Source organism: Achromobacter sp. D7-1, assembly GCF_059760445.1.
In genome coordinates this window covers 116,413-141,916 of sequence record NZ_JCBAMT010000001.1, presented here as the reverse complement: position 1 = coordinate 141,916, position 25,504 = coordinate 116,413, and the positions used below count along the sequence as shown (strand labels likewise).

The 25,504-nt window shown below is 66.1% G+C and carries 24 protein-coding genes; 13 read left to right on the top strand and 11 right to left on the bottom strand.

Features of this window, described 5'->3' with window-relative positions; genetic code table 11:
- Window positions 1–41 precede the first annotated feature (41 nt).
- A complete protein-coding gene (locus AC6LKD_RS00650) occupies window positions 42–1,055 on the top strand; it encodes a cyclase family protein (RefSeq protein ID WP_207470734.1) in 1,014 nt (337 codons plus the stop codon).
- Window positions 1,056–1,139: 84 nt separating this feature from the next.
- On the opposite strand, the gene AC6LKD_RS00645 is transcribed toward AC6LKD_RS00650, so the two are convergent.
- The 3 genes from AC6LKD_RS00645 to AC6LKD_RS00635 all read right to left on the bottom strand — a co-directional run bounded on the left by AC6LKD_RS00645 (window position 1,140) and on the right by AC6LKD_RS00635 (window position 3,213).
- Window positions 1,140–1,751, bottom strand: a complete 612-nt coding sequence (locus AC6LKD_RS00645; protein WP_498114731.1) for a TetR/AcrR family transcriptional regulator — start codon at window positions 1,749–1,751, stop codon at window positions 1,140–1,142.
- Window positions 1,748–2,368, bottom strand: coding sequence for an NAD(P)H-dependent oxidoreductase (locus tag AC6LKD_RS00640; RefSeq protein WP_498114730.1), 621 nt, complete (start codon window positions 2,366–2,368; stop codon window positions 1,748–1,750). Before AC6LKD_RS00640 ends, AC6LKD_RS00645 begins: the two co-directional genes overlap by 4 nt.
- 137 nt (window positions 2,369–2,505) lie before the next feature.
- Window positions 2,506–3,213, bottom strand: a complete 708-nt coding sequence (locus AC6LKD_RS00635; RefSeq protein WP_207470741.1) for a GntR family transcriptional regulator — start codon at window positions 3,211–3,213, stop codon at window positions 2,506–2,508.
- Window positions 3,214–3,322: 109 nt separating this feature from the next.
- Between AC6LKD_RS00635 and AC6LKD_RS00630 the strand changes: the two genes are divergently transcribed.
- On the top strand, window positions 3,323–3,529 hold the full coding sequence (locus tag AC6LKD_RS00630; protein WP_242702660.1) for a fumarylacetoacetate hydrolase family protein: 207 nt from the start codon (window positions 3,323–3,325) through the stop codon (window positions 3,527–3,529).
- A complete protein-coding gene (locus AC6LKD_RS00625) occupies window positions 3,526–4,512 on the top strand; it encodes a Bug family tripartite tricarboxylate transporter substrate binding protein (RefSeq protein ID WP_207470743.1) in 987 nt (328 codons plus the stop codon). Before AC6LKD_RS00630 ends, AC6LKD_RS00625 begins: the two co-directional genes overlap by 4 nt.
- A 10-nt stretch (window positions 4,513–4,522) precedes the next feature.
- Here AC6LKD_RS00625 and AC6LKD_RS00620 read toward each other — a convergent pair whose 3' ends face one another.
- Window positions 4,523–6,931, bottom strand: coding sequence for a TonB-dependent siderophore receptor (locus AC6LKD_RS00620; protein WP_498114729.1), 2,409 nt, complete (start codon window positions 6,929–6,931; stop codon window positions 4,523–4,525).
- Between the two features lie 126 nt (window positions 6,932–7,057).
- The gene (locus AC6LKD_RS00615; RefSeq protein WP_498114728.1) at window positions 7,058–8,044 is read right to left on the bottom strand and encodes a FecR family protein; all 987 of its coding nucleotides are present in this window, start codon (window positions 8,042–8,044) and stop codon (window positions 7,058–7,060) included.
- A gap of 137 nt (window positions 8,045–8,181) precedes the next feature.
- Between AC6LKD_RS00615 and AC6LKD_RS00610 the strand changes: the two genes are divergently transcribed.
- Window positions 8,182–8,670: a sigma-70 family RNA polymerase sigma factor gene (locus AC6LKD_RS00610; RefSeq protein WP_013396083.1), complete on the top strand. Its 489-nt coding sequence runs from the start codon at window positions 8,182–8,184 to the stop codon at window positions 8,668–8,670.
- A 13-nt stretch (window positions 8,671–8,683) separates the two neighbouring features.
- Here AC6LKD_RS00610 and AC6LKD_RS00605 read toward each other — a convergent pair whose 3' ends face one another.
- The 4 genes from AC6LKD_RS00605 to AC6LKD_RS00590 form a co-directional block, all read right to left on the bottom strand.
- Window positions 8,684–9,835 carry an acyl-CoA dehydrogenase family protein gene (locus AC6LKD_RS00605; protein WP_498114727.1) on the bottom strand — a complete coding sequence of 384 codons (1,152 nt, stop codon included), beginning with the start codon at window positions 9,833–9,835 and terminating at the stop codon, window positions 8,684–8,686.
- A gap of 4 nt (window positions 9,836–9,839) precedes the next feature.
- Window positions 9,840–10,811 carry a Bug family tripartite tricarboxylate transporter substrate binding protein gene (locus AC6LKD_RS00600; RefSeq protein ID WP_498114726.1) on the bottom strand — a complete coding sequence of 324 codons (972 nt, stop codon included), beginning with the start codon at window positions 10,809–10,811 and terminating at the stop codon, window positions 9,840–9,842.
- A 256-nt stretch (window positions 10,812–11,067) separates the two neighbouring features.
- A complete protein-coding gene (locus tag AC6LKD_RS00595; protein ID WP_498114725.1) occupies window positions 11,068–12,099 on the bottom strand; it encodes an NAD(P)H-dependent flavin oxidoreductase in 1,032 nt (343 codons plus the stop codon).
- Window positions 12,096–12,917, bottom strand: a complete 822-nt coding sequence (locus AC6LKD_RS00590) for an IclR family transcriptional regulator (protein ID WP_498114724.1) — start codon at window positions 12,915–12,917, stop codon at window positions 12,096–12,098. Before AC6LKD_RS00590 ends, AC6LKD_RS00595 begins: the two co-directional genes overlap by 4 nt.
- A gap of 81 nt (window positions 12,918–12,998) precedes the next feature.
- Here AC6LKD_RS00590 and AC6LKD_RS00585 point away from each other — a divergent pair, with 81 nt between their 5' ends.
- The 7 genes from AC6LKD_RS00585 (at window position 12,999) to AC6LKD_RS00555 (ending at window position 20,905) form a co-directional block, all read left to right on the top strand.
- Complete coding sequence (locus tag AC6LKD_RS00585) at window positions 12,999–14,192, top strand: iron-containing alcohol dehydrogenase family protein (RefSeq protein ID WP_498114723.1); 1,194 nt, start codon at window positions 12,999–13,001, stop codon at window positions 14,190–14,192.
- 11 nt (window positions 14,193–14,203) lie between these two features.
- The gene (locus AC6LKD_RS00580) at window positions 14,204–15,667 is read left to right on the top strand and encodes an aldehyde dehydrogenase family protein (protein WP_498114722.1); all 1,464 of its coding nucleotides are present in this window, start codon (window positions 14,204–14,206) and stop codon (window positions 15,665–15,667) included.
- Between the two features lie 22 nt (window positions 15,668–15,689).
- Window positions 15,690–16,655: a Bug family tripartite tricarboxylate transporter substrate binding protein gene (locus AC6LKD_RS00575; protein WP_013396076.1), complete on the top strand. Its 966-nt coding sequence runs from the start codon at window positions 15,690–15,692 to the stop codon at window positions 16,653–16,655.
- Window positions 16,656–16,715: 60 nt separating this feature from the next.
- Complete coding sequence (locus AC6LKD_RS00570; protein WP_498114721.1) at window positions 16,716–17,465, top strand: SDR family NAD(P)-dependent oxidoreductase; 750 nt, start codon at window positions 16,716–16,718, stop codon at window positions 17,463–17,465.
- Window positions 17,462–17,959, top strand: a complete 498-nt coding sequence (locus AC6LKD_RS00565) for a MaoC family dehydratase (RefSeq protein WP_013396074.1) — start codon at window positions 17,462–17,464, stop codon at window positions 17,957–17,959. Before AC6LKD_RS00570 ends, AC6LKD_RS00565 begins: the two co-directional genes overlap by 4 nt.
- Complete coding sequence (locus tag AC6LKD_RS00560) at window positions 17,956–20,091, top strand: acetate--CoA ligase family protein (RefSeq protein WP_498114720.1); 2,136 nt, start codon at window positions 17,956–17,958, stop codon at window positions 20,089–20,091. Before AC6LKD_RS00565 ends, AC6LKD_RS00560 begins: the two co-directional genes overlap by 4 nt.
- Window positions 20,092–20,158: 67 nt before the next feature.
- Window positions 20,159–20,905: a citryl-CoA lyase gene (locus AC6LKD_RS00555; RefSeq protein WP_013396072.1), complete on the top strand. Its 747-nt coding sequence runs from the start codon at window positions 20,159–20,161 to the stop codon at window positions 20,903–20,905.
- A gap of 19 nt (window positions 20,906–20,924) precedes the next feature.
- Here the strand turns inward: AC6LKD_RS00555 and AC6LKD_RS00550 are convergent, their stop codons facing one another.
- Window positions 20,925–21,584, bottom strand: a complete 660-nt coding sequence (locus AC6LKD_RS00550; protein WP_013396071.1) for a glutathione S-transferase family protein — start codon at window positions 21,582–21,584, stop codon at window positions 20,925–20,927.
- Between the two features lie 320 nt (window positions 21,585–21,904).
- On the opposite strand from AC6LKD_RS00550, the gene AC6LKD_RS00545 reads away from it, so the two are divergent.
- Entirely contained in the window at window positions 21,905–22,954 is a 1,050-nt protein-coding gene (locus tag AC6LKD_RS00545; RefSeq protein ID WP_013396070.1) for a hypothetical protein, read from the top strand.
- A 55-nt stretch (window positions 22,955–23,009) separates the two neighbouring features.
- Window positions 23,010–24,230, top strand: a complete 1,221-nt coding sequence (locus AC6LKD_RS00540; protein WP_498114719.1) for a hypothetical protein — start codon at window positions 23,010–23,012, stop codon at window positions 24,228–24,230.
- Window positions 24,231–24,244: 14 nt separating this feature from the next.
- Here the strand turns inward: AC6LKD_RS00540 and AC6LKD_RS00535 are convergent, their stop codons facing one another.
- On the bottom strand, window positions 24,245–25,459 hold the full coding sequence (locus AC6LKD_RS00535) for a hypothetical protein (protein WP_498114718.1): 1,215 nt from the start codon (window positions 25,457–25,459) through the stop codon (window positions 24,245–24,247).
- Window positions 25,460–25,504: the final 45 nt, after the last annotated feature.

Below are 25,504 nucleotides of genomic sequence, written 5' to 3'. Positions count from 1 at the left end.
TTGCCGTCCGCAGGACGGCAGCCACACGCACAAGGTGCATCATGACTATCCGCTACACCCGCAAACTGCTCGGCCTGGCGCTGGGCGCCGCCCTCAGCTTCAACGTCCTCGCGCATGGCGCGCCCGCCCGGGCGCCCGCGTCCGGCCAGGAGGTGGGCATCAGCCCCTGGGGGCCGGACGATGAAATTGGCCGCCTCAATCTGATCACGCCCGAATCGCGCGCCGCGGTCATGTCGCGCGTGGCTGGCGGCAAGGTCTATGACCTGGCCACGGAATACTACATGGGCATGCCCAGCTGGCAGGACGCGGGCGATCCCCGGTACCAGTTCTGGATGACGCACACGCCGCGCGGCACCGAGGTCGACGACCCCATGGGCGTGGGCCAGGACATGAACGCCATGCGCAGCTACACCGGCACGGCGTTCTCGATGTACAGCCACACCGGCACGCACATCGACGCGCTCAACCATTTTGGCATCCACGGCAAGATCTGGAACGGCTTCCGTGCCGACGAGCATCTGGGCGACCGTGGCTGGAAGCGCACCGGCATCGAAAAATTCCCGCCGCTGGTGGCGCGCGGCGTCTTGATCGACGTGGCCGCGCTCAAGGGCGTGGACATGCTGCCCGACCAGTACCGCATCACGCGGCAGGACCTGAAGGCCGCGCTGGCGCGCCAGAAGACCGAACTGCGCGAGGGCGACATCGTGCTGATCCGCACCGGCCGCATGAAGCTGTACAACGATCCGGCCGCCTACATGGCCAAGCCGCCAGGCATGGGCCTGGACGCGGCGCGCTACCTGGTCGAGGAGGGCGGCGCCATGATCCTGGGGGCGGACAATCTCAGCTTCGAGACCTTCCCCTCTGAAGTGTCGGACGACTATGTGCCGCTGCATACCTATCTGCTGGCGCAGAAGGGCGTGCCCATCATCGAACTCGCGGCACTGGACGAGCTGTCGCGCGACCAGGTCTATGAATTCGCCTTCATCGGCGGACCGCTGAAGATCCGCGGTGGCGATGCGGCGCCGCTGCGTCCGGTGGCGATGCCGCTGCGCTGAGGAATAAGGCGCGGAATGCCGCCGCGCCCGCGGGTGAGGGCGCGCGGCGAGTCCTCGCTTCGGTGCCTTCTCCGCGTTCTCTGATTACTTGCTGCGCTTGACCATCGCCACGATGGTTTCCATCAACTCGTCGCGCGCCTGTTCCACGCTGATGTCTCCGGCCACGGCCGCGTGCGCCAGGCCATCGGCCGCGCCAAGCATCGCCCACATGCCGGCGGCCGGGATTCCCGCGGGTCCGGCGTAAGGCGCAAGTATGGCCTGGCATTTTTCGATGAAAGCCTGCTGGTACTGGTGCTTGACGGCGGCCAGTTCCGGCGAGCCGCCCAGCGCGGCTAGCACGCCGGGAATCTCGCGCCCTTGGGTCATGACGCATTCGATGTAGCCCGATGCAATGACCCCGGCCTTTTCCTTCAAGGCCGGTTTGCTGGCGGCGATCGCGGCGTCGATGAGCGCGGTCTGGCGCACATCGAAGTCTTGATACAGCGCCACCAGCAAGCCATTGCGCGTGCCGAAGTGGTCATAGGCCACCGGCTTGGTGATGCCTGCATCCGCGGCCAGCCGTCCCAGGGTCAGCGCGTCCGTGCCTTCGTCGCTGATCAGTTTCCAGGCGACATCCAGCAACTGGCGCTGGCGCTCGTCGCGGGACAGGCGACGCTGCGTGGCGGTTTTGGCGGTGCTTGATGCTTTTGCTGTCATGGTTCGACTTCCTCCTCGCGGATTACAGCACGCGAGGAGAAAATCTTCCCGCCGATCGCCTGGGCGGTCGCGAGATGGGCGGCGGGAAAGCCGGCGTCCGAGGGCAGCAGCAAGTCTGAGGTGAGCACTTGGGCGCCGCAGTAACCGAAGATGCCGTGGTCGATCTGCGTCTTCATGGCGCCGAAGTAGCCGTGCCGCGCATAGGTGCGCTGATTGGCTCCGCCCAACGCCACCAGATGCACCTTGAGGTGTTGCAGCTTCTTGACCAGCTTGCCGTCCGCGTCTTCATAGGCCCAGCCTTGGGTGAACACCCGGTCGATCCAGCCCTTGAGCAGTCCTGGGAAAGACCACCAGTACACGGGGTAGACCAGGACCAGGGCATCCGCGCGTTCCAGGCGGGCATGTTCGGCCGCGACTTCCGCGAGCGGCTCGCCCCGGCCCATGGCCAGCGCCGTGTCTGGCTGGGTGAATCTAGGATCGAAACCCTCCGCCGCCAGGTCGGCGACTTCGAAGGAATGCTCGGAATTGGATGCGGAAATTCCTTCCGCGATCTGTCGTGCCACCGCGTGGGTAAGCGATGCAGGATCGGGGTGGGCGACAACAATGAGTGCGTGCATGGCGTATCGGCTCCATCAAAATAGTTAACCTACCAATAGTAACTTACTTTTGGTAGGTTGTGGTTTTGACGTGGAGCGCCGGGTTGTTCCCCGGGGGGCGCGCGGCGCTGGCGTCCCGCCGAAGATCAGGTCTGCTGCTAGTGGCTTGGAATCTGCGCCAGCACCAGCTGGGTGGTCTGGCGCAGGTGCTGGGCCAGCAGTTCGACGGCGGTGCCGGCGTCGCGCGCAAGCGCGGCTTCCAGCAGGTCGCGGTGTTCGCCGGCGATGTTGCGTTCCTTGCCCTTTTTGGGAGCCTTGGCGTTCCGGGCGCCGGCGTGCCGCTGCACCGACAGGTAGCGGTAGCGCGCGGTCTGGTCGCGCAGCAGCTCGGCGATGGCGATGAGCGACTTGGAGTCGCTGCCGTTGATCAGTGCGGAATGGAAGGCGGAATGCGCTTGTTCCCATTCGGCGGACATTCCCAATCCGTCCGGCGCGTGCAGGGGCAGACGGCTGAGGCGGTGGTGCGCGCCGGCCAGCCGCTCTTCCCAGTCCAGGCTGCCGCGCGCAATGGCGCGGCGCAGCGCTTCGCATTCGATATGGATGCGGGTTTCGGTGATGTCGAGCAGTTCTTCCGCCGATACGTCCGCCACGCGGAAGCCGCGCTGGTCTTCCGCCACCACGAAGCCGCTGGTGGCCAGGCGCGACAGCGCCTCCCGCAACGGGATGGCCCCGCTGTCGTAGCGGTCGCACAGATCCTTGATCCGCAGGCGCGCTCCGGGAGGCAGGCTGCCCGTGATGATGTCGGCGCGGATGTCATTGGCCAGGGCCGATGCCGCAGTCCGGAACGGGGGGGAGGCGGAAGTCATGAGGAACGATAGGGGTTTTGTCTATGAAAATCATAGAGGGAAAACCAGAATATATATATTTAATCTGATTACATATTCTCCGGACAAGCACCATCATCCCAAGCGCTACATGAAGGACGGCGATACGGTCGAGGTCGATATCGAACACATCGGCATGTTGCGCAAGCGCATCCGCGACGAGACGCCCTCAGCCCAGGTTTTTCATCAGGTATCCAGAAATTCCGGCGCCATGCATGGCGCCGCGGCGCACGCCCACGATCCCCTCTTGGAGCTCCAGAAATGCGAATCGCAAGTTGCTTGGTGTACCGATCCGTGACGAACCCCGCCCGGCGCCGTTGGGCCAGGCTGCTGTTGGCCGCGGGCCTGGCGTCCAGCCTGGGCCTGGCGAGCGCCGCGGATTGGCCGGCGAGGCCCGTGAAGATCGTGGTGCCCTTTGCCGCCGGCGGAACCACCGACCTGATTGCGCGGCTGATCGCGACGCCCATGTCGCAGGAACTGGGACAGCCAGTGGTCGTCGAGAACCGTCCGGGCGTAGGCGGCCTGCTGGGCGCCGATGCCGTGGCCAAGGCCGCGCCCGACGGCTATACGGTGCTGATGGCCAATATCTCCTATCCCTTGGCGGCGCTGGTGGCGCAGGGCGCGAAGCGGCTCAACTTCGATCCCCTGGCGGATCTGCGCAGCGTCAGCGTGGTGGCCAACGTGCCCTTGGTCATCACATCCACGCCTTCGGTGCCGGCCCGCAATCTGCGCGAGTTCGCCGAGCTGCTCAAGAAAAATCCTGCCACCCATTACGCCTATGGCTCCACCGGCCCCGGCTCCTACATCCACGTGTTCGGCGTATGGTTCCAGGAACAGACTGGCGCCGCCATGACGCACGTGCCTTTCAAGGGCGCCGCGCCCTTGAAGAGCGAAATGCTGGCGGGCCGCATCCAGATGGGCGGCGACCAGCTGTCTTCTTCGCTAAGCGATATTCGCGCGGGTTCCCTGACCGCGCTGGCTGTCACCTCACCCCAGCGTTCGCCGTCCTTGCCGGATACGCCCACCGCCAGCGAGCTGGGCTTTACCGGCATCGACACCGAGGGATGGAACGGCTTGCTTGCGCCGGCGCAGACGCCCGACGCCGTTGTGGCGCGCATCGGCGGGGCGGTGGCCAAGGCCGTCCAGCAGCCCGCCATTCGTCAGCGTCTTGCCGAGCTGGGCGCTGAACCGAGCGGATCCAGTCCAGCCGACATGAACACCTTGTTGAAGGGACAGTTCGCGCAATTCGGCCCGATGGTGTCGCGGCTTCAATTGGAGTGACGTCGGGGCTCTACCACTTGTACGTCACCCGGCCCAGCACAGTCCGGCTTTCTCCGAAGAAGCAGGCGTACGTGCACGAAGCCACGTAGTCCTTGTTGAACAGGTTGCGCACGGTCAGATCGGCCATCCAGCCCTTGAGCGCAGGGCTGTGTGCGCCGAGGTCATAGCGCAGCGCAGCGTCGAACAGTGTGTAGTCGCCCACCTTGGCGCTGTTGGCGCCGTTGAAGGAGGATCCGATGTAGCGCACGCCGGCTCCAACGTTCAAACCCGCCAGCGCGCCGGATTGCACGGTGTAGTCGGACCAAAGCGAGGCCATGTTGCGCGGCACGGCCTCGGGCGTGCGGCCCAGCGTGTTGGAGTTGCTCTTGGTGATTTCGGCATCCGTGTAGGTGTAGGCCGCGATCAGGTTCCATCCCGGAGTCAGATTGGCGGTAGCGGACAGTTCAAGACCGCGCGACCGGACCTCGCCTTCCTGCACGTTGTAGATGGAGTTGTCGGGATCGGTCGTGGGAACGTTAGTACGCGTGAGTTCGAATATGGACGCGGTGATGAAGGAGTTCGAGCCGCTGGGCTGATACTTCACGCCGGCTTCCCATTGTTTTCCCTTGGTGGGGTCGAAAGGGGCGGTGCCGCGCGCGGGCGAGGTAGTGCCAGTCTGAGGCTGGAATGAGGTGGAGTAGCTGACGTACGGAGCCACGCCATTTTCCGCCAGGTAGAGCAAGCCGACGCGGTATGTAAACGCATTGTCGTCAGTGCGTGTGTTGCTGTCATTGAGCTTGTTGAGCGTCTTGCTGTCGGCGCTGTCGTAGCGGCCGCCGAGGACCAGCACCAGTTTGTCGTCGAACTTGATCTGGTCCTGCAAGTACAGGCCGACCTGGCTGCGCTTCTCGTTGGTGTAGGTGTTGGGCTCGGCCGGAAGGACCACGGACGACCCATACACGGGATCAAAGAAGTTGATCGGCGTCAGGTTGTTGTAGCCGGCATACTGCTTGCGCGTGAAGGAAGTCTCGGTGTAATCAAGGCCGAACAACACGTTCTGTTTGAAACGGCCAGTCTCCCACTTTGCTTCGAACTGGTTGTCGACGCTGACGCCATGCGCGTCGTCGTCGCGCCGGTAGGCGCCGCGTTCGGCTGTCGAAAAATTGCTGCCGGGCACCCAAGTGTTCCAGTACACATGGTTCACCCGGTTGCGGGATTGGGCGTAGTTAAGGTTCTGCCTGAATTGCCATGTTTCGTTGAAGCGGTGCGCGAATTGGTAGCCCACGTTGCCCACTTCCTGGTTCCACTTGCTCCAGTCGGGTTCGCCGGTGAAACGGTCGCGCGCGATGCGGCCGTTGGGATTGGGCAGCACCGACCCTTCCAGCGGATACCCCGCGTTGTTGATGGTCTTGTTCTTCAAGTAGCTCGCAAGCAAGGTCAGGGAGGTGTCGGGCGCAATGCGCCAGGTGAGCGCGGGCGCCAGGTAAAGACGATCATCCGGAATATGGTCGATCATGGTGTCGGCGTCGCGCACCAGGCCGGTCAATCGGTAAGTAAGCCGCCCTGCGTCGTCGAGAGGGCCGCCGAAGTCGCCCGCCAGTTGCTTGTTGTCGTGCGAGCCGCCGCTGAGTTGCAGTTCGTGCAAGGGCGTGTCGGTCGGCCGCTTCGACACCACGTTGACGATCCCGCCTGGCGAGGCTTGGCCATACAGGACCGACGCCGGGCCTTTCACGACTTCAATGCGATCGAGCGCATAGGGCTCGGACATCGCGCTGTAGTGTGGCAGCGGCACTTTCAGGCCGTCGCGGAACATGACGCCTGGGTTGGTGCGGACATCGAAGCCGCGAATGATGAAGGGGTCATCGGTGCGGTTGAAGCCTTCCTGCACCACGATGCCGGGGATGTAGCGCACGGCGTCGCCCAGTGTCTGCGGGTTCTGTTCCCGGATCTGCGCGGCAGTGACTACCGAGATCGATTGCGGCACCTCGATCAGCGGGGTATCCGTCTTGGTGCCGGCCAGTGTGGCCGTGGCCACATAGGTTTCGGCGTCGGGCAAGGTCCCCACGACATTCACTGGCGGCAGCGTGGCCGTGTGGGGCTGCGGGGTCAGGGTAACCGTGTCGTTCTGGATCGAATAGCGGATGCCGCGGCCGTTTATCAGGCGTTCCAACGCTTCCGCTGGCTCCATGCGGCCGCGTACGCCCGGACTGCGCAGGCCTTCGACCAGGTCCTGGCTATACAGGACCTGCAGCCGTGCCTGATTGCCAAGCTCATGCAATGCACGTGACAGGCTCTGGGATGGAATATCGATATCGACGGGCGCTGCTTGCGTGGAGGCGGCGCCTAGCCATGCGCATGCCCCAAACAGCGGCAGGAGGAAACGGCGGGGGATGAGGGGAACAAACGGTGCGCGGGAGGACGCGGTCGATCTGGCTCGCATGGGCTGTCCAAAGGGGATTGAAAATAATTACCGTTATCAATCCCTGAGACGAAATCCGCGGCCCCACTAGGAACGGGAAATTGAAACTAAATGAAACTTCAACGCCGAATAGGCGTCAGCCGGGCGCTATGGAGCCGGGCCGCCCACCAGGGCCAGGCTGCCGTCCGGACGCCGCAAGGAGCGGACGGGCAGAATGTTGGGCAGAGCCTGAGCCAGCTCGGCCACATTGCGTATTTCGTAGGTGCCGCCAAGGCGCAGACCGGCGATGGCGGGGTCGATCGAGGTATAGCGCGCCTCGACGGGCAGGTAGCGATTGATCTGCATGATGGCGTCCCGCAGCGTGGTGTTGTCGAGCACCAGCTTGCCGTTGCGCCAGGCTGTCGACGCCGAGCCGCTGACGGTACGGGTCTGCGGCTCGTTGCGTTCGGTATAGCGCGCCTGCGTCAGCGCTTGCATGCTTACCTTCCTGCCGCCTGTGTCGGTGCGCAAGTCGACGCTGCCTTCGAGCAGGGTGACGACGACGGTATCGCCGGATTTCCAGACATTGAACGCGGTGCCGGTAACGGTGATGGTGCCCCGGCCCGCTTCCACCACGAAAGGTTGGTTGGCGTCGTGCGACACGCGGAAATAGGCCTCGCCGTCGCTCAGGCGTACGCGCCGGGTGTCGCGGTAGTTGCGATACACCATGGAGGTGTCGATGTTCATGTCGACCTCGCTGCCGTCGCCCAACGTGACGGTGGTCATCTGCGTGCCGCTGGCATACCGATGATAGGCACTGGGGAGCAGGGCGAACCACCAACCCGCGGCCCAACAACCCAGAGTTAGCGCGCAGGCGCCGAGCGCCCAGCGGGTGTAGGGACGCGGCGTGCGCGATGCCCGGGCGGGAGCCGCTCCGGTCGCGGGGGTAGCCGGCAGTTCCCGGGACAGCGACCACAGATCACGCACCGCTTCGTACTCGCGGGCATGGCGCGGATCTGCCTCGAGCCAGGCCTGCAGAGCGGCGCGATCCTGTTCGGAACAGGATTCGTCGTGTATGCGCACGCACCATTCGACGGCCTGCTCGGTCAGGAGATCATCCTGGTTGCCGGAGAAAGTCGTGGGAGGGACGGCCATGGCAGTTAATATGAATGAGATTTGTTACACTTCGGTCGCGCTGCGGCGCCGAGGGGTGGAACGCATGGAATCAGGTGGGATTATCCAGGATTTCACCCGTCGCGCCTTATTCGGAATCATCGCGGGGGAATGTCCGAATGGAGCAGTACTACAAAGAGTTGCTGCGGTTTCTAGGGCGTAAGCTCGGCGACGCGAACGACGCTGCCGACGTGGCCCAGGAGGCTTATGCGCGCGTGCTGGACCGCAACGCTGAGTGCGTCATCGCCCAGCCGCGGGCCTTCCTGTTTCGCGCTGCGCTCAATCTTTGCTCTGATCTGTACCGCAGCCGGCGCGGCATTCAGGCGCTGTCGCTCGATGCCGAAGCGGAAGCCGTGCGATGCGAGGCGCCGCTGCAGGAAGAGCAGCTATATCGCCGTCAGCAATTGACGCGTCTGGAGCGGGCCCTGGATGAACTGCCGTCGGCGTGCCGCCGCGCATTCCTGATGCGGCAGGTCGAAGGCATGTCTCACGACGAGATCGCCCGCAAGCTCGACATATCCACCGACATGGTGAACAAGCATCTCACGCGCGCGCTGCGGCATTGCCGCACCCGGATGCGTGCCTGGGAGCACGACGCCGGCGTTTAGGTTTTTCCGCTGCCTAGCTGATCGCGTTCATCCCCAGGATCTCCCGCCCCGCGATCAGCGTCTGGATCTCCGTCGTGCCTTCGGGAATCATGCCGCCGCGCGTGTCCCGGAAGATGCGCTCTATCGGGTACTCCTCCGAATAGCCCAGCCCGCCGTGCACTTGCAGCGCCATGTTGGCCACTTCGTGGGCGGCCTCGGTGGCGTAGAGCTTGGCGATGGAGCAGGCTTGGCGCACGTCCTTGCCGGCTTCCAGCGCGTGGGCGGCGCGCATGCCCAGGGCGCGCGCCGCTTCGACGCGGACCGTCATGTCGACGATGTGCTTCTGCACCAGCTGGAAGCTGCCGATGGGGCGGCCGAACTGCTCGCGTTGCTTGGCATAGTCGATGGACATGTCCAAGGCTGCCTGCGCGGCGCCGACGGCGCCCATGGCGATGTTCAAGCGCGCGGCGTCCAGGCCTTTGAGGGTGCCGGCGAGCGCCGCGCCTTCGACGCCGACCAGGTTTTCCTTCGGGATGCGCACGTCGGTGAAGCCGAGTTCGGCCGTGCCGGTGCAGCGCAGCACCATGGTGTCGAGCTTGCGCACGTCGTAGTTGGCAAGCGCCCGTTCCACGATGAAGGTCGACAGCTTGCCTTCGCAGGTGGGGCTGAACGTGCGCGCGACCACCATGGCGAAGTCCGCGTCGCAGCCGTTGGTGATCCACAGCTTGCGGCCGTTGATGACCCATTCGTCGCCCACCAGCTCGGCCCGCGTCTGGATGCCGGCGATATTGGAGCCGGTGTTCGGTTCCGTCAGGCCGGTGCAGGCCTTGAGGCGGCCGGCCATGAGCGGCTTGAGGTACTTCTCCTTCTGCGCCGGCGAGCCATGAGCGGCCAAACGCTTGATGGATCCGTTGGTGATGTTGACGATGGTGCGCAGCGACAGCCAGTGGTAACCCAGCTCTTCCATCATCATGGCCCAGGTCGGCATGTCGATGCCGTGTCCGCCCTGGTCTTCCGGCAGGTTGCCGCCCAGGTAGCCGAGATCCGCCAGCTTGGGCATGAGGTCGAACGGAAAGGTCCGCGCCTTTTCGTGCTGCGCCACGATGGGCGCCACTTCCGCCTGCATGAAGCGGCGGATGCTGTGCTGCAGTTCCTCTTGTTCGGGCGTCAGGTCGATGTTGCTCATGCGTTTACTCCAGCTTCAGGTTGGCGCGTTCCACGAGATCGCGGGTGACCTCGCGGTGCTCCGCCCAGAACTTGGCGAACGCCTCGGGCGAACTGCTGACCAAGGGTGTGGCGATGCGCTCGAACCGTTCCTGCACGATAGGCATGGCGGCGGTTTCTTCCAGGGCTTGGGCCAGTTTGTCGATGATGGGCTTGGGCGTGCCGGTGGGGACGACCACCGCCTGCCAGGTGGTGACCTTGAAGCCCGGGACGCCGGACTCGGCGATGGTGGGCAGGTCCGGCAGATCCTTGACGCGGGTGGCGCCGCTGACCGCCAGGGGGCGCAGCATGCCGTCCTTGATGTATGGCAGGGAACTGGAGCGGCTGTCGATCATGAAGGTCAGCCGTCCGGCGATCAGGTCTTGCAGCGCGGGCGCGCTGCCCTTGTACGGCACGTGCGTGAGCTTGGTGTTCAGCGCCAGCGCCAGCGAGGAGGCCGCGGTGTGCGCCGAACTGCCGTAGCCCGGCGAGCCGTAGGTGAGCGTGGCCTGCTTGTCCGCCTTGATGGCGGCGATCAGGTCCGCCATGGTCTGGTAGGGCGAATCCTTGGGCACCACCACCACCAGCGGCGAATCCGTCAGTTGCGCCACGGGCGCGAACGCCTTGGCCGGATCGACCTTCAGATCTTTGTACAGGTACTGGTTGACGGCGATGGTGGCCGCGTTGGTCCACAGGATGGTGTAGCCGTCGGCGGGGGCGCTGGCGGCGGCCAGCAGCGAGAGATTGCCATTGGCGCCCGGCTTGTACTCCGGGATGACGGGCTGGCCGAGCTTCTTGCTCAACTCGTCCTGCATCATCTTGAACGCGATGTCGGAAGGCCCTCCCGGCGCGAAGCCGATTACCGCCCGTATCGGCCTGTCGGGCCATTCCGCGGCCGTGGCCGCCGTCGCGAAGCCGGCGGTCAGCAGGGCTGCCGCGACCAACTTGCTGAACTTCATTCCTGTCTCCTGTTTTTCTGGGTTGAGCGCGCTTGTGATGCGCTTGGCGGACTCTTGGGTGGTCCGTTTAATAATTCACACAGCGAATTATTAATTCGTTTAATGAATTGATGATACTGCGGCTGTCGGGACGCCGCAATAACGGGCTGGCAGCCGGCGGCCAAATCGGCTGCGCCAGCGCATGAAAAATCCCTGCCGCGCGCAAGGGCGGGGCAGGGATCGAGGGAGGGAATATCCCGCTGGCGCGGGACGGCGCTCAGGCGGAATCGACCATGCGCCGGAAGCGCATGCTGGCCTGCACGCATTCCTGCTGCAGCCGCCGGACGATGCTTTCCACGGGCTCGATGCCGCGGGCAAAGCCCACCGCCGGTCCCATGGACAGCATGCCTTCTTCATGCTGGCCCGCCTGGTAGGCGAGGGCTTGGGTGCGCTCGCCGCTGATCAGTTCGCCGAAGTCCGCGTAGCGGTTTGCGCCGGCCTGCTCCAGGGCGGCGACCTTGCGCGCGTTTTCGTTGTCGAGGATGCGCCAGGTGTCGCCCAGGCTGCCGAGCACGGCGCGGGTGCCGTGCTCGCTGGTGTCGACCACCCGCTGCTTGTAGGCAGTGTGCGCCGGGGTTTCCTGCGCGGGGGTGAAGACGCTGCCCATCACCACCGCGTCGGCGCCCAGCGCCAGCGCCGCGGCGATCTGCCGGCCGTGGCCGATGCCGCCGCCCAGCGCCAGCGGAATGTGCAGCTGTTCCAGGGCGTAAGCGCCGTTGAGGAAAGTGGGCAGCTGATTGCTGCCTGGGTGGCCGCCTTCTTCCATGCCGACCAGGGTGACCGCGTCCACGCCCATCTTCTGCGCCGCGACGGCGTGGCGCACGTGCGCGCATTTATGGATGACGATGGCGCCGGCCTCGCGCAGGGTGGGCAGCAGCGGCGTGGGCGGCAGCCCCGCCGTCTCGAAGAGACGCACGCCTTCTTCCAGCGCGATGCGCAGCCGCGTCAGCATGGCGTCGTTGTGGGCCGCGCGGCGCGACAGCGTGAGGTTGACGCCGAAGGGCAGGCCGCCCGTCAGTTCGCGGCAGTCGCGCAGCGCCTGCCTGAAATCCTCGTCCGTGCGCGAACTGCGCGCAGTCATGAAGCCCATGCCGCCCGCGCGCACCATGGCGGCCACCAGGCGCGCATCGGACAGCCACATCATGCCGCCTAACAGCAGCGGCCAGCGTATGCCCATCAGCTCGGTGATGCGGGTGGGCCAGCGTGGCGGAACCTCAGTGGCATCGGCCGGCGCGAGAGCCTGGTTCACACGTGCCTCCCCATCAGCAGGATGGGTTGCAACTCGCCTGCCAGCCGCTGCAGCGTGGGGCCGGCTTCGTCGAGCATCAGTGACCGGGGCAGCAGCGCTGCGGGGCCGCCGCAGCTGACCACGTAGCGTTCGCCGGCGGGCAATTCGATGGCGGCGGCCACCGTATTGATCTGGTAGGCGGGGCGCTCGTGATAGACGAAGCCGCGCTCCGCATACAGGGCGATGGCTTCGGCGATGGCTTGTTGTTCCGCGGCGTCGCCGGCCTTGCCGGATGCGCGGGCTTCCTGGAGCAGGGTCTCGCGTTCCTCGGGCGAGCAGCAGGCCAGGTAGGCCCAGCCGATCGCGCTATGGAATAGCGGAATGCGCGAACCCACGCGCAGGTTCATCAGCAGCGGCGAGTTCCCTTGGCAGCGCAGCAGGTAGACGATGCTGTCGCCGTCGCGCCGGCCTAGCGCCACCGCCACCTGGTAACGATCGGCCAGGGATTGCAGCAGCGGCCGTATGACGTCCAGCGCTTCCTGTCCTGCCAGTGCGGCGCCGCCCAGCGCGATGGCGGCGATGCCCAATTGCAGCTTGTCCTTGCCGGGCACGGCGGTCAGGAATCCCGTCTTTTGCAGGGTATGGCACAGCCGCCAGACCGTGGGTTGGGCCAGGCCGGTCAGATGCGCCAGTTCCGTCGTGCCCAACATGCGCCGTTCGGCGCTGAAGCAACGCAGGATGTCGAGCCCGCGGGCCAGCGCGGTGACGAACTGGCGGTCGGGTTCGGCGGTGTCTTCGGCTGCGTCGTTGGCAGGCGTGCGGGATGAGGCTCTTGACATGGACAAGCTCCTTTTCTATTATCAATTCACTAAATGAATTATAAATTCGCATAGCAAATTATGCAAGATCAGGAGGACGATGTGAGCGGTCAGCAAGATTGTGCGCTTCAGGCCCAGGGCGTGATGGCCTGGCCGGGCGTTTGTCACTGGGGCGCGGACGCCCTGGCCAGAACGCTCGCCGCTGCCGGCCCGCGACTGCGCCTGCCGCTGGTGGTGACCGACGCCGGCACCTGGGGGGCGCTGGGGCCTGCCGTTGAGGCGGCGCTTGCGGCCGTGCCGGGACTGCAATGGCATGTCTATGACGGCGTGGTGCCTAACCCCGCCATCGCGCAGGTGCGGGCGGCGCTGGGTACGGCGCACGACCTGGACTGCGCCAGTATCCTGGCCGTCGGCGGCGGCAGCGCCATCGACGTGGCCAAAGCGGTTTACGCCTGTCTGGCTGGCGGACTGGAAGCCGACGAATTGCCGACGCCGCGCGGACAGGCCTGGCTGAACTCCGCCGTCGAAGGCACAGATCCACTCTTCATCGCCGTACCCACGACCTCGGGCACCGGCAGCGAAAGCAGCTCGGCCGCGCTGATCCAGGGCGACGACGGCCGCAAGCGCCTGTACCGTTCCCTGCGCGCACGCCCGTCGCTGGTGGCGTTGCAGCCCGATCTGACGCTCAGCCTGCCGTTGCGCCCCACTGCGCAAGGCGGCTTCGACGCGGTGCTGCATGCGCTGGGCGCTTGGATCAACACCGATCCTTCCCCGGTCGGCAAGGCCATGGCCTTGCAGGCCTTGCGCCTGTGCATGCGGGCGCTGCCCGACGTGCTGCGCGCGCCGGACAGCCTGCGTGCACGCGCCGACATGCAGATGGGCGCCTACATGGCGGGCCTCGCCATCGGCATGAGCAAGGTGGACGCGGTGCATGCCATGTGCACGCCGCTGGAATCGCGAGTCCACATGGCCCATGCGGAAGTGCTGGGTCCGATCTTCAGCGTGGTGGCGCGCCACACGGCGCAGACCGCCGCGACACCTTACGCCGAGGCCGCACGCGCCCTGGGCATAGCCGCCAGCGAAGACGAACAACAGGACGCCACGGCCCTGATCGAGGCGGTCGAGTCGCTGGCGCGGCTGGCGGGCATTCCCCTGCGCTTTGCCGGATTGGCGCTGTCGGCGCAGGACGCCGCGCAGCTTGCCAGCCAGGCCATGCTGAGCGCCTCCATGCCCATCAATCCGCGTGTCTTGGCGCCCGAAGAAATCCAATCCCTATACCTGCAAATGGCCGCGTAAGGAGCGCCCGCATGGATGTCATAGATTCCCACCCCTACGAACTGTTGATCGGGGAAAACTGGCGCGCAGGCGCCGAAGGCCGCACGTTCGAGACCTTCAACCCGGCCACGGCGCAGGTGCTTGCCCATGTGCATGAAGCCTCGGCCGCCGACGTCGACGCCGCCGTGCAGGCCGCGCACACTGCCTTCGAGACGCATTGGCGCAAGACCACCCCAGCCCAGCGCGGCAAGCTGCTGCGGCGCCTGGCCGAGTTGTTCGAGCGCGACCGCGAGAAGCTTGCCTGGATCGAAACGCTGAACGTGGGCAAGCCCATCACGCATTCGCTGGATTCGCTCAAGGGCATGCCGGCGTCGCTGGAGTACTTCGCGGGCATCATTCCGGCCCTGCGTGGCGAGACCATTCCGGTGGGCAACGCCGACGTGCTCAATTTCACGATACGCGAGCCGCTGGGCGTATGCGCGCTCATCATGCCGTGGAATTACCCGATGACGCTTACCGTCAACAAGCTTGGTCCGGCGCTGGCCGCGGGCAATACGGTGATCCTCAAACCCTCGGAGGTGACGCCGCTGTCCACCATGGCGCTGGCGCGCCTGTTCGAGGAAGCCGGCTTTCCGCCGGGCGTGGTCAACGTGGTCAACGGCCCGGGCGCCACGGTGGGCGAACGGCTGGTCACCCATCCGCTGGTGTCGCGGGTGTCGTTCACCGGCGGCACCGTGACGGGCGCGCGCATTCTGGCGGCAGGCGCCGCGGACGTGAAGCGGGTCACGCTGGAATTGGGCGGCAAGTCGCCGCTGATCGTGTTCGAGAACGCGCCGCTGGACAAGGCCGCGGCCGTGGCCGCAGGCGACATCATCAAGAACTCCGGCCAGGTCTGCATCGCCTGCACCCGTCTGCTGGTGCAGGAGTCCGTGCGCGAGGAATTCCTGGGCCTATTGACGCAACGCCTGGACGCCGTGCGCATCGGCTCGCCCGCCGACCCGGCCACCGAGATGGGGCCGCTGGTCAGCGCGGCCCAGAAGCAACGTGTAGAAAAGTACGTAGCGCTGGCGCAAGAAGAGGGCGCGCTGCCGGCGCACTACGGGACCATGAAGCTGGAAGGCGACACGGCCAAGGGCTACTTCGTGTCGCCAACGCTGCTGCTGAACTCCCATGCACGCATGCAAAGCGCGCAGGACGAGATCTTCGGCCCGGTGCAATCCCTCATCGGCTTCCGCGACGAGGCCGACGCCTTGCGCATCGCCAACGACACGCGCTACGGCCTGGCCGCCGTGCTGTACACACGCGACGGCGGCCGCGCCCTGCGCATGGCGCGCGGCCTGCAATCAGGCAGCGTGGCCATCAACACGGGTTTGCGTACGTCGTTCGACGCGCCCTTCGGCGGCTACAAGCAGTCCGGCATCGGCAAGGAGCGCGGACTGGAAGCCATCTACGAAAACACGCAGCTCAAGAACGTCAAGTACGACACCACCATCTAGCGTGTCGCTCAGGAGAGACAACATGAAGTTCATCGTCAAACTGGCCTCGGGCCTGGCCGCCTGCGTGCTGGCGGCGGGTGCGCACGCGGAATGGCCCGACCGGCCGATCCGCATGGTCATCGGCTTCGCGCCCGGGGGCGCTTCGGACATCGCTTTCAAGATGGTGCAGGACGAGCTGTCGAAAAAGCTGGGGCAGCCCATCGTGCCGATCTACAAGCCAGGGGCCAACGGCAATATCGCCAACCAGGCCGTGGCCACGGCCGACCCCGACGGCTACACGGCGCTGTGGGCCAACGTCGGACCGCTGGCCATCAACACCTACCTCTATAAGGGTGTGCAGGTCGATCCGGGCAAGGCGTTCGTGCCGGTCACGCAATTGACCGATTCGCCGCTGGTGGTGGTGGTACCCAAGTCTTCGCCGTTCCAGACCATGCAGGACCTGGTGCAGGCGGCGAAGAAGCCCGACGCCGGGCTGTCTTACGGGTCCGCCGGACATGGCAGCTCCATGCACGTTGCCGGCGCCGCGCTGTCGCTGGCCCTGAACGCGCCGATGACGCACGTGCCCTACAAGGGCAGCGCCCCGGCCTTGCAGGACCTGATCGCCGGGCGTCTGTCCTTCATGGTGGACAGCCGTTCCACCACTGCGCCTTTCATCAAGGAAGGCGCGTTGCGCGCGCTTGCGGTCAGCGGCGACCAGCGCGTGTCCGACATGCCCGACGTGCCAACGGTGGCCGAATCCGGGGTGCCGGGCTTCAAGGTGACGACCTGGCAGGCCGTGGTCATGCCCGCCGGCACGCCCCAGCCCATCGTCGACAAGTTCTCAGGCGCGTTGCGCGAAACCTTGCAGATGCCCGAGGTCCGGGAGCGCTTTGCGCGCATCTACACGCCGCTGGTGGGCAGCACGCCGGAAGCCTTCGCGGCGTTCTGGGCCAAGGAACGGGCGGGCGCCAAGGCCTTGGTGGAACAGGCGCGCTTGCAGGTCGATTGAACGCCGGGCCCGGTCGGGCCAGGCGCGGCAGGAACATTGAAACTTGAATGGAATGGCATCATGGATCTGGAACTGAAGGGTTGCACCGCTTTCATCACGGGCGGCGCGGGCACCTTGGGCATGGCAATGGCCAGGCGCTTCGTGCAGGAAGGCTGCAATGTGGTGGTGTGCGACGCCAACGAAGTGGCGATCGAATCGGCCTGCAAGGAACTGTCGGCCCTGGGCGGACAGGTGCTGGGCGTGCGCGCCGACGTAACCAACAAGGACGAGGTGGGCAGCGCCGTGCAGCAGGCGGCGCAGCGTTGGCAGAAAGTGGACATCCTGGTCAACAACGCGGGCTTCGCGCGCGACCGCTATCTGACCAAGATGTCCGAGGAAGACTGGCACGCGGTGCTGGACGTGACGCTGCTGGGCGCCTTCCACTGCTCGCGCGCCGTGCTGCCGCTGATGATGGAGCAGCGCTTCGGCCGCGTCATCAACATTGCCTCGCGCGCCCATCTGGGCAATCCGGGGCAGACCAATTATTCGGCCGCCAAGGCCGGGCTGATCGGCTTCACCCGTTCGCTGGCGCTGGAGTCAGGCAAGTTCGGCATCACCGCCAATGCGGTCGCTCCCGGCGTCATCTCGACCCCGCGCATGCAGAAGCGCCCCGACTATGAAGACCTGACCGAACGCGCCAAGACCAACACGCCGGTCGGCCGTCTTGGGGATCCGGCCGACGTGGCCGCCACGGTGGCCTTCCTGGCGTCGCGTCTGGCGGGCTTCACCACGGGCGAAACCGTGCACGTGACGGGAGGGCGCTACGCATGAGCACGCCATTCGATCTGGACGAACACCTGGGCCGGCGCCTGTACTTCGAGGACCTGGTGTCCGGGCAATCCTGGGAGAGCCCGCGCCGCACGGTCACCGAGGCCGACGTGGTGCAGTTCGCCGGGCTGTCCGGCGACTACAACGCGCTGCACACGGACGCGGTGTTCGCCGCCGGCCATCCCTTCGGCCAGCGCGCCGCGCACGGCATGCTGACCCTGGCCATCGCCTCGGGCCTGACCACTCGCATGCCGGTGTACCGCCTGATGGACGGCACCCGGCTGGCGCTGACCGAACTGCGCTGCCAATGGCGCAAGCCGGTGCTCATCGGCGACACCATTCATGTCGAGCTGAGCATAGGCGAGAAGACGCTGTCGCAGAAGCGCCCCGGAACGGGACGTGTCACCATGCTGCGCACGGTGAAGAACCAGAACGGCGAGACCGTGGTGGAATCCGAATGGACCACCTTGATGAAATGCCGACCGGAGGCCGCATGAGCGCGAGTCCTTCCCAGTTCGATCCCAAGGTCAGCTTCGACGACCTGGTGGAATTGACGCGGCCGCGGTCGGTCATGATCGTGGGCGCTTCCAGCAAGCCGGGCACACTCGGCCACACCACCGTGGTCAACGTGCTGGAGCATTCGGATTTCGACGGCGAGGTGCATCTGGTCAACCCCAAGGGCGGCGAGCTTTTCGGCAAGCCCTTGCATGCCAGCGTGGACGTGGTGCCGGTCCATGGCATCGACGTGGCCTTGCTGCTGGTGCCGGCGGAATCCGCCGTCGCCACGCTGCGCGCTTGCGCCGCGAAGGGTGTGCGCTACGCCATCGTGTTCACGGGCGGCTTCGCCGAACTGGGCGAGGCGGGACGCTCGGTCGAGGCCGAGATGCTGGCAGTGGCCCAGCGCAGCGGCATGCGCCTGTATGGCCCCAACTGCGCGGGCATGACCATGCTGGCGCCGCGCCTGGGACTGACCTTTTCCACTGAATTCCGCAACGACGGCAGGACCGGCAAGCTTTCGCGCATCGGCCTGGTGACGCAGGGCGGCGGCCTGGGCCGTTCGCTGATGCAGGGCAACGAACGCGGCGTGTGCTTCTCGCGCTGGTTCTCCACCGGCAACGAACTGGACCTGGACAGCGCGGATTTCATCAACTGGCTGGCGCATGATCCCGGCACCGACCTGATCTGCACCGTGATGGAAGGCATCCGCAGCGGCCCGCGCTTCATCGCGGCGGCGGCCGCCGCCCGCCGCGCGGGCAAGCCGCTGATCGCGCTGAAGATCGGCCGCTCGGATTTTGGCAAGAAGGCGGCGCAGTCGCACACCGCCTCGCTGGCCGGAGAGGATGCCGTCAACGATGCGGTGTTCTCGCAGTACGGCGTCATCCGCGTGGAAGACCTGGATGAGCTGCTGGACGTAGCCAGCCTGATATCGCGCGTGGGCGTGCGCAGCTTGCGCAATATCTGCGTGTATTCGTCGTCGGGCGGCGCGGGCGTGCTGTCGGCCGACAAGGTGGGCGAAGCCGGTCTGGCCATGGCCGTGCTGGCGGACGCAACGGTGGCAGAGATGGCGCGGCATGCGCCTGCCTACGCGGCGCTGACCAATCCCGTGGACCTGACCACCAAGGCGCTGACCGATCCGGAGCTGGCCCGGCGCTGCCTGGCGCCATTGTTCGCCGATCCGGGCGTCGATGCCGTGCTCTATCCCATCACTTCCAACTATTCGGCCAGCACCGAAGGACTGGTGCGCAACATGCTGGCCGTGGCGCGGGGCGGGGCCAAGGCTTTCGTGCCCGTCTGGATGAGCAGCCGCCGCGGACCGGCCCACGATCTGTTGATCCAGGAAGGCTTCGCGCCCGTCTACAGCCTGCGCAATGCCATGCAGGCGCTCAAGCGCGTCAGCGGATATGCGGAACAATCTGTGGAAGAGGTTCAGGACGTTCCGCCCGCGGGTTTGCCGGCAGCTGCGCCTGCCGTTCAACTGCCCTGCAACGAAGCGCAGGCCAAGGCGCTGCTGGCGCAGTATGGCGTGCGTTCGCCTAGGGAATCCCAGGCTGCTTCCGCTGAAGCGGCGGCAGCGGCGGCGCGCGCCATCGGCTTTCCCGTGGCGCTCAAGCTGGTGGCTGACGGCGTGTTGCACAAGAGCGAAATCGGTGGTGTGCAGCTGCGGCTGCGCGATGAGGCCGAGGTGCGCGAGGCTTTCGAACGCATCCTCGCGAACGCGGCGCGGCATCAGGTGCCGGCCGCCGCCATCCGCGGCGTGCTGGTGTCGGAAATGGTGGTGGACGGCGTTGAAATGCTGGTGGGCCTGCATCGCGACGAGGTCTTCGGCCCGGTGCTGAGCATGGGCACGGGCGGCGTGTGGGTGGAGGTCGAGGCCGACGTGGCGCGTTGCCACCTGCCCGCGAGCCGCGCGCAGGTCGAGCAGGCGCTGGACCAGACGCGCATCGCGCGCCGCCTGGCCAGCCATCGCGGCCTGCCGGCGCGGGACAAGGCGGCTCTGGTGGATGCCGTGCAGCGCATCGCGGCATTGTTCACCGCCCTGGGCGATGGCGTGCAATCGCTGGAGGTCAACCCGCTGGTGGTGCTGAACCAGGGCCAGGGCGTGGTGGCCCTGGACGCGGTCATCGAATAGCGAACCGGTGCAGCGGCCGTCCTCCATCCTGGAGGCCGCTGCCCCCAAAAAAATACGGAGATTTCAGATGTTCGACAGCAAGATCGGCGGCGGCGACGCCCATACCATCCTGGTGCGTGGCCATGACCTGGTGCAGGACCTCTTCAAGCGCGACTTTATCGACGTTCTGGCCTTGGAGCTGCTGGGCGAGTTCCCCACGCCCCAGCTCAAGACCATGCTCAACCTGTTCCTGGTGAGCGCGACCGATCATGGCCTCACGCCCAGCGCCTTGTCGGCGCGGCTGACCCTGCATGGCGCGCCCGAGGCCATGCAGGGCGCCCTGGCGGCGGGACTGCTGGGCGCCGGCAGCCGTTTCCTGGGCGTGATCGAATACGCCGCGCGCTTCCTGCGCGACGCCTTGCCCCCACAGGACAGCTACACGGACGGGGAACTGCGCCAGTATGCCGAGGAATGCGTCAAGGCCAACAAAGCGGCCAAGCGCAAGATTCCTGGCGTGGGGCATCCGATACACGTGGACGGCGATCCCCGTTGCGAAAAGATGTTCGAGATCGCCCGGGACTGCGGCTACTACGGCAACTATTCGCGCTTTGCCGTGGAGTTGGCCGCGGCGGCCGCTCGGCAGTCGGGCCGCAAGATTCCGTTGAACGCCACCGGGGCCAAGGGCGCCATCGTGCTGGACATGGGCCTGACACCGGAACTGGGCAAGGCGCTGACGATGATAGGCCGCTCGGTGGGCCTGATGGCCCACATCATCGAGGAACAGAAGAACCCCATCGCCCAGAAGGTATGGGACATGGCCGCCGGCAACGAGTGAGGTTCCAGGCGGGCCGGAATCAGTCCCGGTCCGGCGCGCCCAGCGGGAACAGCGGCCGGTATGGCCGCGCTTCTTCCACGGCCCGCGCGAACGACGGACGCGCCAGCAGGCGCGCCCGATACGCGCGCAACACCGGATACGCCTCGGCGATCCGGTGCGTCCAGTCGCCATAGAACAGCGACGGCGCGGCGGCGCAGTCCGCCAGCGTGAAGTCCTCGCCAGTCGCCCAGGTCCTGCCGGCCAGATGCGTTTCCAGCCAGGCGTAGGCGACTTCCAGTTTTTCCACGGCCAGCGCCAACGTTTCCCGGCGCTTGGCCTCGTCGCCAGACAGCGCGCCGCCGACCGCATGCTGCGTCCAGTTCATGACGTGCAGGTCGAAGAAGCGATCCAGGAAGCGCACTTCCAGGGCGGCCTTGGGATCGGCGGGCAGCAGGCGCTGCGGACCGGGATGCTCCAGCTGCAGGTGCTCGATGATGATGCTGGTCTCGGCGACGTTGCGGTCCCCGTCTTCCAGCAGCGGAAACTTGTGCAGAGGCCAGCGCCGCAGCCATTCGGCCGCGTGTTGCGGCGTGTCGGGGCCGATGCATCGGAACTCGAACGGGGTGCCGTTTTCGTACAGGGCGATCAACACCTTCTGCGTGTAGGAGGAAAAGGGATGGCCGTAAAGCGCGAGCGACATGGGGGGTCTCCGGGCGGAATCGCTATGGACGACGCCTAGCGTCGCCGAGACGGGAAACAATCGCAACAAATAATTTCAAACCCTTTGTGTCAGCGATCAGGGTGCCCACGCCTGGCGGCTGGGCGGCGCGGGTTCGCAGCCCGCGCCGTTGCTGGGCTCGCCGCCGAGATTCATGGCCGGGTGCTTGAGTGAGTCCGCGGCGCGCTGGACCAGCTCCGGCCAGGGCGTGTTTCAGCCGTCACGCAAGGATTGCGGTCCGGCCCCGAGCCAGTAGTATCCGCGCTCAACAGACCGATACCGCTTACATCAAGGACCACTCCATGACCCTGACGCGCCCGCGACTTGCCCTGTCCGCCCTGACGCTCACGCTGGCCCTGTCGGGCTGCGCGCAGCACCCGTTCCTGAGCGCCGAGGGCACCAGGAACGATCCGCGCTATGCCCAGCTGCTGGACCTGATAGACGCGGCGCTGAAGGACGATATGGCCGTGGTGCTGGTGGCCGACATCATGCCGCATCGTTCGCTGGGCGACGCGTTGGAAATGACCAAGTGGACCTCGCACGTCATCTGGATGTTCGAAAAGGACCCGCGGATCACCTTCAGCCGCCGTTTCGAGACCAATGCGCTGCAGCGGGACAAGAACGCGACTTATCTGTTCCAGGCTTTCGAGGTGCATATCCTGCCGCCCGGCAAATACCTGCTGACCGGCGGCGACGACTACAAGCTGAATGCGCTGCTTGAGCAGGTCGGCGCTCCGGGCGGCAAGGTGGGTTCTGGCCGCGGCGCCAACGGCACTGCCTATCTGTCGCCCGAGCTCTACCGCGAGTTTTACCGGGAAACCAACTGGCGCGACGCTACCTACGGCACCGAAACCAAGACGCGCAAGGTCTGCACCGCCGTGCACATGGCTTCGGGCGCCTGCGTGAGCTGGGGCGAGCAGCAGTACAGCGAGACCACGCAGCTCGGTGCGGCGGGCTACGTCGAACAGACCGATTCCCGCGACATTCCGGCGATCAAGGTGCAGGCCCGCATCCCGCCGCAGCAGGCGCTGGCAAGCTTCACGCTCAAGGGCGGCCAACTGGTGCTGAGCCAGCGTATGCATTTGAAGACGCCTAGCTACAAGTACCGGCAATCCGCCTGCCGCGCGGTCGATCCCAAGATGATCGAATGCCCGCTTGAAGACCTGACCGTCTACACTCGCCCGGCGCCCATGGAGTTCACGCAGAAGTACATCGAGCGGCTTGCGAACGTGAGCGATGAGCACCGTAAACTCCTGTCGACGATGATACCGATGCAGATCACGCCGCTGGGCAAGCAGGGTATGGAAGACCCGGTCTGGGGCGTGCCGCTGTCGCTGCGCAAGGGCAAATAGACGGCCAGCGTAGCGGCGCAGCGCTGCCAGGCCGCAACTGACGAGGACGATCCACTTGAAGAAGATCCGGGATTACTGGTTCGGCATCGCGGTTTCCCTCCTGCTGGCGGGACTGCTGGCATTCCTGGGCGTCGTGTTCGTTTCCACCCCCAATCTCGGTTGGGGCGCGCAGGCGCTGCTGAGCTATGGCGTGTTGTTCGGCGGGCCGCTGGCCGTGGTGTTGGCGCTTTGCTGGATCGTGTACATGGTGCGCGACAAGGGCCAGGTGCCGGGGCGTGTCCATGGCTTGATGTTCCTGCCTGCGGTGCTTGCCCTGGCCATCGTGCCCGTCAGCGACTCCATCGAGCAGGGCCGGTACGACCGCTTTCGGGCGTCTCACCCCGCGATCGATGAGGTCCACGTCAATCTGAGCGGGCGCACCATCTGGACGGACAGGCGCGGCGGAAGCTTGTCTTCCGGCTCGTCGCCGTACCTGGAGCCCGGGTCGGCAGTGCAATACATGTTTTCGCGCTTTCACCGCTATCCGAACCAGGGGTCAGCGGCCAGCGAGAATTTCCCCTACCAGGGCGCGCGCCTGAAGGACGGCGTGGACCACTACGTGTACTCCAGCCAGGACGGAAGCCCGGGCGCGTCCGTGCCGTTGAAGCGCCTGCCGTATCCCGATCTGGGCAAGCTGCCCTCGGCGTCCTCGCAGGGCGAGGCTGAGGTGGTGGTCTATCACTACTACCACTATGCCGACCACGTCGAGGTTGCGCCTGGCCTCGCGCGCTTCGCCGGCACGACCGATGAGCGGATGGAGTCGGCGGGGATGCCTGGGTTGGCGATATTCGGCCTGCAGAACCTGACGCCGCAGACCATCGCCAGGGTGGAGATCAACGGCCAGGCCTACGACATGGGTTCGTACGCGACGCGCAGCGTGTTGTCGCGGCCTTGCGATCCGGTGCGTGGCGGCAGCCCGGTACTACTTGATCTGGAGCAGCCCTTGCGGGTGCGTTGGCAGACGCTGGAACAGCCCGGGACCTGGCGCGAGGCGACGGTTAATGTGCCGGCCTTCAGCGCGGCGAGCAGCAAGGATCCGGGCAAGGGCCTGTTGCGCGTGCGCCTGTACTTCCTGCCCGATGAGACGGTGGCGGCCGAGCGCTATCGGGAGATCCGCGTGCGCGGCGAACTGTCCGTCCGCGCCACCGGGCTGCCCGCCGCCGCGCAAGCCCATACGGGCTGCGGCGGCGCGTATTTCGGCTACAACCCGCAGACCGTGAAGCTGCTGGGCAACTGAAGCCTGCGTGCGCGCTATACGTCTTCAATGCGCCGCGATGGCGCGAGGGGCGTGCCCAGATCCAGCATGGCGTAGACCCGCTGGGTGAAACGCTGGCGCCGGGTGGGCCGGCCCATGCGCCAGCGCGTGTCCAGCCACAGCAGGGGCAGGGCGAAGCCCAGCCACACGACGAAGAAGAGCGCCAATAGGAAGACCGCCAGTTCGGGAAAGTCCTGGAACGAGCCATCGTCCGATCCCGCGAAGTACTGCAGGCCGACCACGAACAGCCAGGCGGTCAGCAACAGCGCGCCCATCAGCTTGAGCATGCGCGCGCGCTGGCTCATGCCTACGCGGATGGGGGTGTCCCGGCCTTGTTCGCCGCCGTAGTAGCGGTGGCACATATAGCAGCGGCCGTCTTCAAGATTGCGCAGCGCATAGACGACGCGCTGTCCGTCGTGGGCCGGGGCCGCGCGCACCGCCATTTCGACGCGGTCGTTCTCGGCCAGGAAGGGCAGCGCGTCGCCGAACGCTTCCTGGGCGATCATCACAAAGTTCTCGCCATTGACGGCGTAGCGGTAGATGCCATAGTTGGGACCTTTGTGGACCTGGCGCATTTCATGCGTGAGGCCGACGAGATGGCCCCGCACATGTCCGATGGGCGGTTCGCCTTCGTCCTGCGTCGATAGCGGCTCCAGGCGTGGCGGCTTGGGCGGCGGGGCGGGCGTGCCGGCTGCGGGCCGTTGCTCGGGATCGAAGAGCGCCTCGCTCGCCAGTATCAACGGACGGTGGCGGCGGTTATGCCAGAGGCCATGCAAGGCCGACCCCGCCACTACCAGCGCCACCAGGGCGACGACCAGCGAAAAGACCATCAGGAACACGCGCGTGAGGCTGGCGATGCCGAGCAGCCACGCCAGCCATACGAACGCCGCGGCGATCGCGCCGCCGATGGCGGCCTCGCGCCAGCCGCGCCGTTTCAGGGTCTGGTAGTAGCGCGGCGGGATGGGATCTCCGCGCGCTGGAACCGCCCAGGAGAAGACCGCCTGCTCTTCTTCGCCGTCCATCACGCCCATGCGCACGGGGATGCCCTGTTGGTGCAAGCGCTGCAGCTGGTTGATCTGCGGCGCCTCCAGCCCGGCGGCGATCACGGCTTCTGTTCCGATGCGCAGGAACGCATCGTGCCGCACCAGAGGCACCGCGAGGCGGATCTGGTCGATGGTTCCTTCGAGGATGCGGGCGGAGGGCTGCGCCATGACGGGGTGCGGGATGAAAACCGTCAAGGATAGCGTAGCGGCCTC

Coding starts and splice junctions, on each gene's coding strand:
- AC6LKD_RS00650 (WP_207470734.1), top strand. CDS start 42: ATGACTATCCGCTACACCCGCAAACTGCTCGGCCTGGCGCTGGGCGCC.
- AC6LKD_RS00645 (WP_498114731.1), bottom strand. CDS start 1,751: ATGACAGCAAAAGCATCAAGCACCGCCAAAACCGCCACGCAGCGTCGC.
- AC6LKD_RS00640 (WP_498114730.1), bottom strand. CDS start 2,368: ATGCACGCACTCATTGTTGTCGCCCACCCCGATCCTGCATCGCTTACC.
- AC6LKD_RS00635 (WP_207470741.1), bottom strand. CDS start 3,213: ATGACTTCCGCCTCCCCCCCGTTCCGGACTGCGGCATCGGCCCTGGCC.
- AC6LKD_RS00630 (WP_242702660.1), top strand. CDS start 3,323: ATGAAGGACGGCGATACGGTCGAGGTCGATATCGAACACATCGGCATG.
- AC6LKD_RS00620 (WP_498114729.1), bottom strand. CDS start 6,931: ATGCGAGCCAGATCGACCGCGTCCTCCCGCGCACCGTTTGTTCCCCTC.
- AC6LKD_RS00615 (WP_498114728.1), bottom strand. CDS start 8,044: ATGGCCGTCCCTCCCACGACTTTCTCCGGCAACCAGGATGATCTCCTG.
- AC6LKD_RS00610 (WP_013396083.1), top strand. CDS start 8,182: ATGGAGCAGTACTACAAAGAGTTGCTGCGGTTTCTAGGGCGTAAGCTC.
- AC6LKD_RS00605 (WP_498114727.1), bottom strand. CDS start 9,835: ATGAGCAACATCGACCTGACGCCCGAACAAGAGGAACTGCAGCACAGC.
- AC6LKD_RS00600 (WP_498114726.1), bottom strand. CDS start 10,811: ATGAAGTTCAGCAAGTTGGTCGCGGCAGCCCTGCTGACCGCCGGCTTC.
- AC6LKD_RS00590 (WP_498114724.1), bottom strand. CDS start 12,917: ATGTCAAGAGCCTCATCCCGCACGCCTGCCAACGACGCAGCCGAAGAC.
- AC6LKD_RS00580 (WP_498114722.1), top strand. CDS start 14,204: ATGGATGTCATAGATTCCCACCCCTACGAACTGTTGATCGGGGAAAAC.
- AC6LKD_RS00575 (WP_013396076.1), top strand. CDS start 15,690: ATGAAGTTCATCGTCAAACTGGCCTCGGGCCTGGCCGCCTGCGTGCTG.
- AC6LKD_RS00570 (WP_498114721.1), top strand. CDS start 16,716: ATGGATCTGGAACTGAAGGGTTGCACCGCTTTCATCACGGGCGGCGCG.
- AC6LKD_RS00565 (WP_013396074.1), top strand. CDS start 17,462: ATGAGCACGCCATTCGATCTGGACGAACACCTGGGCCGGCGCCTGTAC.
- AC6LKD_RS00560 (WP_498114720.1), top strand. CDS start 17,956: ATGAGCGCGAGTCCTTCCCAGTTCGATCCCAAGGTCAGCTTCGACGAC.
- AC6LKD_RS00555 (WP_013396072.1), top strand. CDS start 20,159: ATGTTCGACAGCAAGATCGGCGGCGGCGACGCCCATACCATCCTGGTG.
- AC6LKD_RS00550 (WP_013396071.1), bottom strand. CDS start 21,584: ATGTCGCTCGCGCTTTACGGCCATCCCTTTTCCTCCTACACGCAGAAG.
- AC6LKD_RS00545 (WP_013396070.1), top strand. CDS start 21,905: ATGACCCTGACGCGCCCGCGACTTGCCCTGTCCGCCCTGACGCTCACG.
- AC6LKD_RS00535 (WP_498114718.1), bottom strand. CDS start 25,459: ATGGCGCAGCCCTCCGCCCGCATCCTCGAAGGAACCATCGACCAGATC.